General features: G+C 67.7%; 7 protein-coding genes. 1 reads left to right on the top strand and 6 read right to left on the bottom strand.

Annotation, left to right across the window (positions count from 1 at the left end):
- Positions 1–2: 2 nt before the first annotated feature.
- The 3 genes from VET27_RS21770 to fgd are packed head-to-tail and all read right to left on the bottom strand — an operon-like array spanning position 3 to position 4,249.
- Positions 3–1,151: an acetate/propionate family kinase gene (locus VET27_RS21770; protein ID WP_526521692.1), complete on the bottom strand. Its 1,149-nt coding sequence runs from the start codon at positions 1,149–1,151 to the stop codon at positions 3–5.
- The gene (gene pta / locus VET27_RS21765; protein WP_526521691.1) at positions 1,148–3,220 is read right to left on the bottom strand and encodes a phosphate acetyltransferase; all 2,073 of its coding nucleotides are present in this window, start codon (positions 3,218–3,220) and stop codon (positions 1,148–1,150) included. Before pta ends, VET27_RS21770 begins: the two co-directional genes overlap by 4 nt.
- 18 nt (positions 3,221–3,238) lie before the next feature.
- Positions 3,239–4,249: a glucose-6-phosphate dehydrogenase (coenzyme-F420) gene (gene fgd, locus VET27_RS21760; RefSeq protein WP_526521690.1), complete on the bottom strand. Its 1,011-nt coding sequence runs from the start codon at positions 4,247–4,249 to the stop codon at positions 3,239–3,241.
- 93 nt (positions 4,250–4,342) lie between these two features.
- Here fgd and VET27_RS21755 point away from each other — a divergent pair, with 93 nt between their 5' ends.
- Entirely contained in the window at positions 4,343–5,083 is a 741-nt protein-coding gene (locus VET27_RS21755) for an MBL fold metallo-hydrolase (RefSeq protein ID WP_526521689.1), read from the top strand.
- Here VET27_RS21755 and VET27_RS21750 read toward each other — a convergent pair.
- Genes VET27_RS21750 through VET27_RS21740 form a run of 3 tightly spaced genes read right to left on the bottom strand, consistent with a single transcriptional unit; the run spans position 5,076 to position 6,996 of the window.
- The gene (locus tag VET27_RS21750) at positions 5,076–5,366 is read right to left on the bottom strand and encodes a hypothetical protein (protein WP_526521688.1); all 291 of its coding nucleotides are present in this window, start codon (positions 5,364–5,366) and stop codon (positions 5,076–5,078) included. The two genes, VET27_RS21755 and VET27_RS21750, sit on opposite strands and share 8 nt — an antisense overlap.
- A 26-nt stretch (positions 5,367–5,392) precedes the next feature.
- Positions 5,393–6,502, bottom strand: coding sequence for an LLM class flavin-dependent oxidoreductase (locus tag VET27_RS21745; protein WP_526521687.1), 1,110 nt, complete (start codon positions 6,500–6,502; stop codon positions 5,393–5,395).
- Positions 6,499–6,996 carry a GNAT family N-acetyltransferase gene (locus VET27_RS21740; RefSeq protein WP_526521686.1) on the bottom strand — a complete coding sequence of 166 codons (498 nt, stop codon included), beginning with the start codon at positions 6,994–6,996 and terminating at the stop codon, positions 6,499–6,501. Before VET27_RS21740 ends, VET27_RS21745 begins: the two co-directional genes overlap by 4 nt.
- Between the last annotated feature and the right edge of the window lie 159 nt (positions 6,997–7,155).

The raw sequence follows: 7,155 nt of genomic DNA, 5'->3' as shown, positions 1-7,155 counted from the left end.
CTCTAGCCGTCGATCACCCCTACGCAGGCCCGCGAGATCGCGAGCTCCTCGTCGGTGGGGATGACGAGCACCGTCGTCGGCGACGTCTCGAACGAGATGCGCCGCGGCGAGCGGGCCGGGCTGTCATTGAGGTGCTCGTCGAGTTCGACGCCCAGCGGCGCAAGCCCACTGAGCGCATCCCGCCGGACCGCGGCGTCGTTCTCGCCGACCCCCGCCGTGAACGTGATGACGTCGGTGTTGCCGAGCAGCGCCAGGTAGGCGCCGATGTACTTGCGCACCCGGTGAATGTAGACGTCGTAGGCCAATTGCGCTTCTGCGTCGCCGGATTCGATGCGCCGGTGAAGCAGGCGCAAGTCGATCTCCCCACCGAGGCCGAGGACGCCCGAGCGCCGGTTGAGCATCGTCTCGACGTCGGCCATGCTCATGCCTGCCGTCCGGTTCAGGTACATGATGACGCCCGGATCGACGTCACCCGACCGGGTCCCCATCACCAGGCCCTCCATCGGCGTCATCCCCATCGAGGTGTCCTGCGGCCGACCGCCGACGATCGCCGATGCCGATGCGCCGTTGCCGAGGTGCAGCACGATCTGGTTGAGCGACTCCAACGGCGCTTGGAGGAACTCGGCGGCCTGCTCACTGACGTACTGATGCGAGGTACCGTGGAAACCGTAGCGCCGAATGTGCCACTGGGCGGCCACGTCCAGAGGGATCGCGTAGGTGGCGGCGGCGGGCGGCAGGTCGTGGAAGTATGCCGTGTCGAATACCGCGACATGGGGTACATCGGGCAGCACCTTGCGCGCGACCTCGATGCCGAGAATGGCCGGCGGATTGTGCAGCGGTGCCAGCGGCGCGAGCGTCTCCAGCGTGGCGATCAGCGCATCGTCGACGACGGTCGGTCGGTGCAGGTCTGGTCCGCCATGCACGACGCGGTGACCGACTGCGACCAACCCGAGTGAGTCGAGGTCCAGGCTCGCTTCGGACAGCTCGTCGAATGCCGCCCGCATTGCGGCTTCATGGTCGGCGATCGGACCCGCACCGATGCGCTCGATGATCCCGTTGGCGACGTGTGTTCCCGAATCCGGTTCGACGACAGCATATTTCAAGGACGACGAGCCGGAGTTCAGCACGAGTACGGTGCGCGTCGTGCTCACTTGCCCTGCGCCTGAATCGCCGTGATCGCCACGGTGTTGACGATGTCCTCGACCAGCGCGCCGCGCGACAGGTCGTTGACCGGTTTGTTGAGTCCCTGAAGCACCGGCCCGATCGCGATCGCTCCGGCACTGCGCTGAACCGCCTTGTACGTATTGTTGCCCGTGTTGAGGTCGGGGAAGATGAGCACGGTCGCGCGGCCGGCGACCTGGGAGTCCGGCATCTTGGTCGCCGCGACCGATGGCTCCACCGCGGCGTCGTACTGGATGGGCCCCTCCACCAGTAGGTCGGGTTCTCGCGCCCGCACCAGTTCGGTTGCCATCCTGACTTTTTCGACGTCGGCGCCCGTACCGGACGTGCCGGTCGAGTAGGACAGCATCGCCACCCTCGGGTCGATGCCGAACTGCGCAGCGGTGCGAGCGGACGAGATCGCGATGTCGGCGAGCTGCTCGGCCGTGGGATCCGGCACGATGGCGCAGTCGCCGTAGGCGAGCACCTCGTCGGCGAGGCACATCAGGAAGATGCTCGACACCGTCGACACGTCGGGCAGCGTCTTGATGATCTCGAACGCCGGCCGCACCGTGTGCGCGGTGGTGTGCCTCGCGCCGGACACCATGCCGTCGACCATGCCGTTGTGCACCAGCATGGTGCCGAAATAGGAGACGCCGTGGATGATTTCACGCGCCTGCTCGACCGTGACGCCCTTGCGCTTGCGCAGTTCCGCGTACTGCTCGGCGAACTGATCACACAGCTCACTGGTCTCAGGGTCCAGCACCGTGGCCGCCGAGAGGTCGACACCGAGTTCCGCCGCGCGAGCACGGACGGCGGATTCGTCACCGAGGATGGTCAGGTCGGCCACCGACCGTTGCAGCAGCCGGCCCGCCGCCTTGAGGATGCGGTCGTCGTCGCCCTCCGGTAGCACGATGCGCTTGCGGTCGGAACGGGCCCGGTCCTGCAGCTGGTAGGTGAACATCTGCGGCGTCACCACCGAAGGAATCGGAATCGACAGCTGCGCAAGGAGATCAGCGGTGTCGACGTATTCCTCCATGAGCGTCAGCGCAGTGTCGATCTTGCGATGGGAGTCGGTCGTCACGCGCCCCCGTGCCGACGCGACGAGCCGCGCGGTGTCGTAGGTCCCGAGGTCGGTGGTGACGATCGGCAACCTCAATCCGAGCCCCGACACCAGCGCCGCGATGGACGGGTGCAATGGCAAGCCACCGTTGAGGATGACGCACGACAGCGACGGAAAGCCCTCCGCCGCATGGGCACTCGCGACGGCCAGCACCACGTCGGAGCGGTCGCCCGGCGTGATGACGGCCATGCCCTCGCGCAGCCGCTCGAGGACGTGCTCGGCCGTCATCCCCGCGACGAGGACGCCGAGCGCCTCACGGTTGAGCAGGGTCTCGTCACCACTCATCACCGTTCCGCCGACCGCATCCCGCAGCTCGGCGACCGACGGCGCGACGAGCAACGGTTCCTCCGGCAGCACGTAGCTCTTCGGGGCCACGTGCGCGAGCGCGTCGGCCATCGCGGTCAACTTCGCGGGATCACATCGATTGGCGACGACGGCGGCCGTGTAGGCGTGCTGGCCCGCGATCTCCGAGAGGCACAGCTCGACGACGTGCGCAACGTCCTCGGGCGTGCGGTCGGTCGCCCGCACGGCGAGCACGATCGGGGCGCCCAGGTTGACGGCGATGCGCGCGTTGACGCTCAACTCGCTGGGCGACGCGACGTCGGTGTAGTCGCTGCCGACGATCAGCACGGCGTGGCAGCGTTCGGCGACACGGTGATAGCGATCGACGATGTCGGCAAGCGCCGCGTCGGGATCGTCGTGCAGCTGCTGGTACCCGACGCCGACGCAGTCCTCGTAGGCCAGCCCCGCGGTGGTGTGGGGCAGCAGCAGTTCGAGGATGTAGTCCCGATCCTCGCCCATCCTGGTGATCGGCCGGAACACCCCGACCTTCGCCACCGTGGACGCGAGTCGGTGCAGGATGCCCAGCGCGATGGTGGACTTCCCGGTGTCGCCTTCCGGCGCCGCGATGTAGATGGCCGAGGCGCTCGAGGTGGACACGGGAGCCAGCCTGCCAAATCATCCGAGCTTGCGCAGCCGCGGCGCCAGATCAATCTTGAAGAGTTCGAGGAAGCGGCGCTGGTCGTGGCCGGGCGCATGGAACACCAGATGGTTGAGGCCCCAGTCCACGTAGTCCTTGACCTTGGCGACGGCCTCGTCGGGATCCGAGGCCACGATCCAGCGCTTGGCCACCTGTTCGATGGGCAGCTCGTCGGCGGCCTTCTCCATCTCCAGCGGATCGTGAATGCTGGTCTTCTGCTCGGCGGTCAGCGACAGCGGCGCCCAGAACCGGATGTTCTCCAGCGCCGCCTCGGGATCGGTGTCGTAGGAGATCTTGATCTCGATCATGCGGTCCACGTCGTCGGGGTTCTTGCCGGCCGCCTCCGCGCCCTCGCGCATGGCGGGGATGAGCTTGTCCTTGTAGAGCTCCTCGCCCTTGCCGGAGGTGCAGATGAAGCCGTCGCCGGCGCGGCCCGCGTACTTGGCCACCTGAGGCCCGCCCGCGGCGATGTAGATCGGGATCCCACCCTCGGGCACGTCGTAGATCGATGCTCCCTTGGTGTGGTAGTACTCGCCCTCGAAGTCGACCCGGTCGCCCAGCCACAGCTCGCGCATCAACCGCACCGATTCACGCAGCCGTGCGTAGCGCTCCTTGAACTCGGGCCACTCCCCGGTGAAACCGGTGGCGATCTCGTTGAGCGACTCCCCCGTGCCGACACCGAGGAAGATCCGATCGGGGTACAGACACCCCATCGTGGCGAACGCCTGGGCGATGACGGCCGGGTTGTACCGAAACGTCGGCGTGAGAACCGACGTGCCGAGCGTCAAGCGCTTGGTGCGCTCGCCGACCGCGGTCATCCAGGCCAGCGAGAAGGGCGCGTGCCCGCCTTCGTGGCGCCACGGCTGGAAGTGATCGCTGACCGTCGCGCTGTCCATGCCGTGAGCTTCGGCCTCCACGGCCAGCTCGACGAGCTCCCGCGGCGCGAACTGTTCTGCCGACGCCTTGTATCCCAACTTGAGTTCAGCCACGATTCTTTTCTACTCCTCGCGTGGGTGGGGTATTCCTCGGCGTCACTCGCGACGCGCCTCGGAGCGGGACGATGGCGCCCATAGACTGGCCGGGTGGGGACTTCAGTCGAGTTGACGGCCATCACCGACACCGTCCACTTCGCCCACACCGAGCTGGTCAACTGGACGCTCGTCACCGACGGCAGCGGCGTCGTGATCGTCGACGCCGGTTTCCCCGGTCAGCGTGACGAGGTCCTGGGCTCGGTCCGCCAACTCGGGTTCGACGTCGACGACGTCCACGCGATCCTGCTCACCCATGCCCACGTGGACCACTTCGGTACGGCCATCTGGTTCGCGAAAACCCATGGCACACCGGTCTTCTGCCATGCCGGTGAGGTCGGCCACGCCCATCGCGAGTATCTGGAGCAGGTGTCGACGATCGACCTGGCTGCCAAGGCCTGGCTGCCGCGGTATCTGACCTGGTCGCTAGCCATCGCCCGCGCAGGCGCACTGACCCGCGAGGGCATTCCCACCGCGCGTGCCCTCACCGAGGAGGTGGCGGCGGCGCTACCCGGCACGCCCACGGCGATTCCCACGCCCGGCCATACCGGCGGACACTGCTCGTTCGTGGTCGACGGTGTGCTCATCAGCGGCGACGCGCTGGTCACCGGCCACCCGGTGTCGACCCACCGCGGGCCTCAGTTGTTGCCCGGCCTGTTCAATCACGATCAGGCCGCCTGCGTCCGCAGCCTCTCCGCGCTGGGGATGCTGGACACCGAAGTCCTGCTGCCCGGCCACGGCCCCGTCTGGCGCGGATCCATCAGGGAAGCGACGCAGCACGCCTTGGCTACGTGAGGATCTCGTAGCCGATGAGGAAGATCGCGGTCAGCATGAACCCGCAGCCCAAGACGATGGTGGGCATCAGAATGGTCTGGTCGAGTTCCTCGGGGTCGCGCGCATCTGAGGCGATGGGCCCGTACAGGACCGCGCCGACCGTGGATTCCCGGAACTTCCGCACCACTCGGCCGACTCGCTCGTTCGGCCTGCTACCCACGCGGGAGCGCAGTGCCACTCCTCCGGCGAACGTCAGCAGGCCGGCGGCGAGTATCAGCCAGCCCACCGTCAGCTCCGACAGCATGAAGAAAGCCTAGCCCGCAGCGACCGTCACAACCCCCAGCGCTTCGCGATCAGCTCGTGGGAGCGAAGCCGGTCGGCATGCGCGTGTGTGACCGAGGTGACCACCAGTTCGTCGGCACCGGTCAGCCGCTGCAGTGCGTCCAGTCGATGGGCCACCTGGTCGGGATCACCGACGAATTGCGTTGCGGTGCGGTCCTTCACCAGCTCTTCCTGCTCGGTGGTCAACGGCTGACTGGACGCCGGATCGGGGTACGGAACGGCACCGTCGCCGGCGCGGATGGAATGGACCCAGCGCCCGTAGGTCGATGCCAGGTGCCCGGCCGTGGCGGTGTCGTCGGCCACCACGACGTCCGCGGACACCACGACGTACGGCTCGCGCAGCTCGTCCGATGGCTGGAAGCCGTCGCGATAGACGTCGATCGCCTGCAGCGCCGTCGCCGGCGTGATGTGGTAGCTCGCGACGAACGGCAGCCCGAACTTCGCCGCCACCCGCGCGCTCTGCCCCTTGCTGCTACCAAACACCCAGGGCCACAACGCAGCTCCCTCCCCCGGTGTGGCGTGTGCCTCGACACCGTCGACGTGGTAGGTGCCGGCGAGCATCGCCAGGATGTCGGCCACCTGGTCCGCGAAGTCCGGTGCGTCGGCCCCGGGCTGCTGAAGCACCGACATCCTGGCCTGCAGCCGCGGGTTGCTCAGCAGAGCACTGATGTCGAACGGCGCCGGGATGACGACGTCGTCGATCTCCTGCCAGGTCCGCGGAGGTCCCTTGGGCCGGCTCGCCGACGTGGCAGCCTCACGGCGTCGCTGACCCGACCGTCCCACGCCGAGGTCGATGCGGCCGGGGTACAACGCATCCAGGATGCCGAAGCTCTCCACCACGGCGACCGCGGTGGTGTAACCCAACTGAACGGCGGCCGCGCCCACGTGGATCCGCTCGGTCGCCGCGGCCAGTTGGCCGATCAGCACCGCCGGCGACGAGCTCGCCACCGCGACGAAGTGGTGTTCGGCGAGCCAGTAGCGGCGGTATCCCCACCGCTCGGCGTGCCGGGCCAGGTCGACGGTGTTGCGCAACGCCGTCGCAGCATCGCCGCCCTCACTGATCGGTACGAGGTCGAGGATCGACAACGGAACGTTCACGGCCGCAACTCCTTGAGGAACGCCATCGGGTAGACCTCGCCCTCGGCAGGTAAGGGATCGGTCAGCTTGCGGTATTCCGTGGCCAGGTACAGCGCCTCGGCCTCCGGCTGACGGTCCCCGGTGGTCAGGTACACCCGCCGGTATCCGCGTCCGGAGATCTCCGCTTCGAGTTCGACCAGCAGCGCCTTCGCCAGACCGCGACGACGATGACCGCTGTCGGTCCAGATGCGCTTGAGCTCGGCCGTCTGCTCGTCGAAGCGACGGAACGCGCCACCGGTCACGGGCCGGTGGTCGAGCAAGCCGATGAGCATCCCACCGGCGGGCGCCTCGAACTCGTCGGCCGGATAACCCCGCAGCCACGTGGCCACCCCTTCGGGCGTGCCGCCGTACCTGGTCGCGTACTCGACGGCGAGTTCGGCCAGGAGCGGCTCGGCCAGCGCGTCATGCTGGCCGACGGTGACGAAGCGGAGCCCGTCGACGGTTGGCGGAGACATCACTTCAATGTCTACCTCGGCGCGCCCGCCCGCATTCCGTGCGCGGGCATTCGCCTCACCGTGATTGCAACGTCCCAGCCCTTACGTCAAAACTTGACATGTGTAAAGTTTCGCCGCATGGACAACATTCGAGGCAGGACCATCGCGATCACCGGCGCC

This window comes from Mycobacterium sp., assembly GCF_035633495.1.
GTDB lineage: Bacteria > Actinomycetota > Actinomycetes > Mycobacteriales > Mycobacteriaceae > Mycobacterium.
The sequence above is the reverse complement of the archived record's forward strand: the minus strand, read 5'-3'. Positions and strand labels throughout refer to the sequence as shown.

Bases quoted from the DNA above. Each gene is read 5' to 3' on its own strand.
- VET27_RS21750 (WP_526521688.1), bottom strand. From the start codon at position 5,366: ATGCTGTCGGAGCTGACGGTGGGCTGGCTGATACTCGCCGCCGGCCTG.
- VET27_RS21740 (WP_526521686.1), bottom strand. From the start codon at position 6,996: ATGTCTCCGCCAACCGTCGACGGGCTCCGCTTCGTCACCGTCGGCCAG.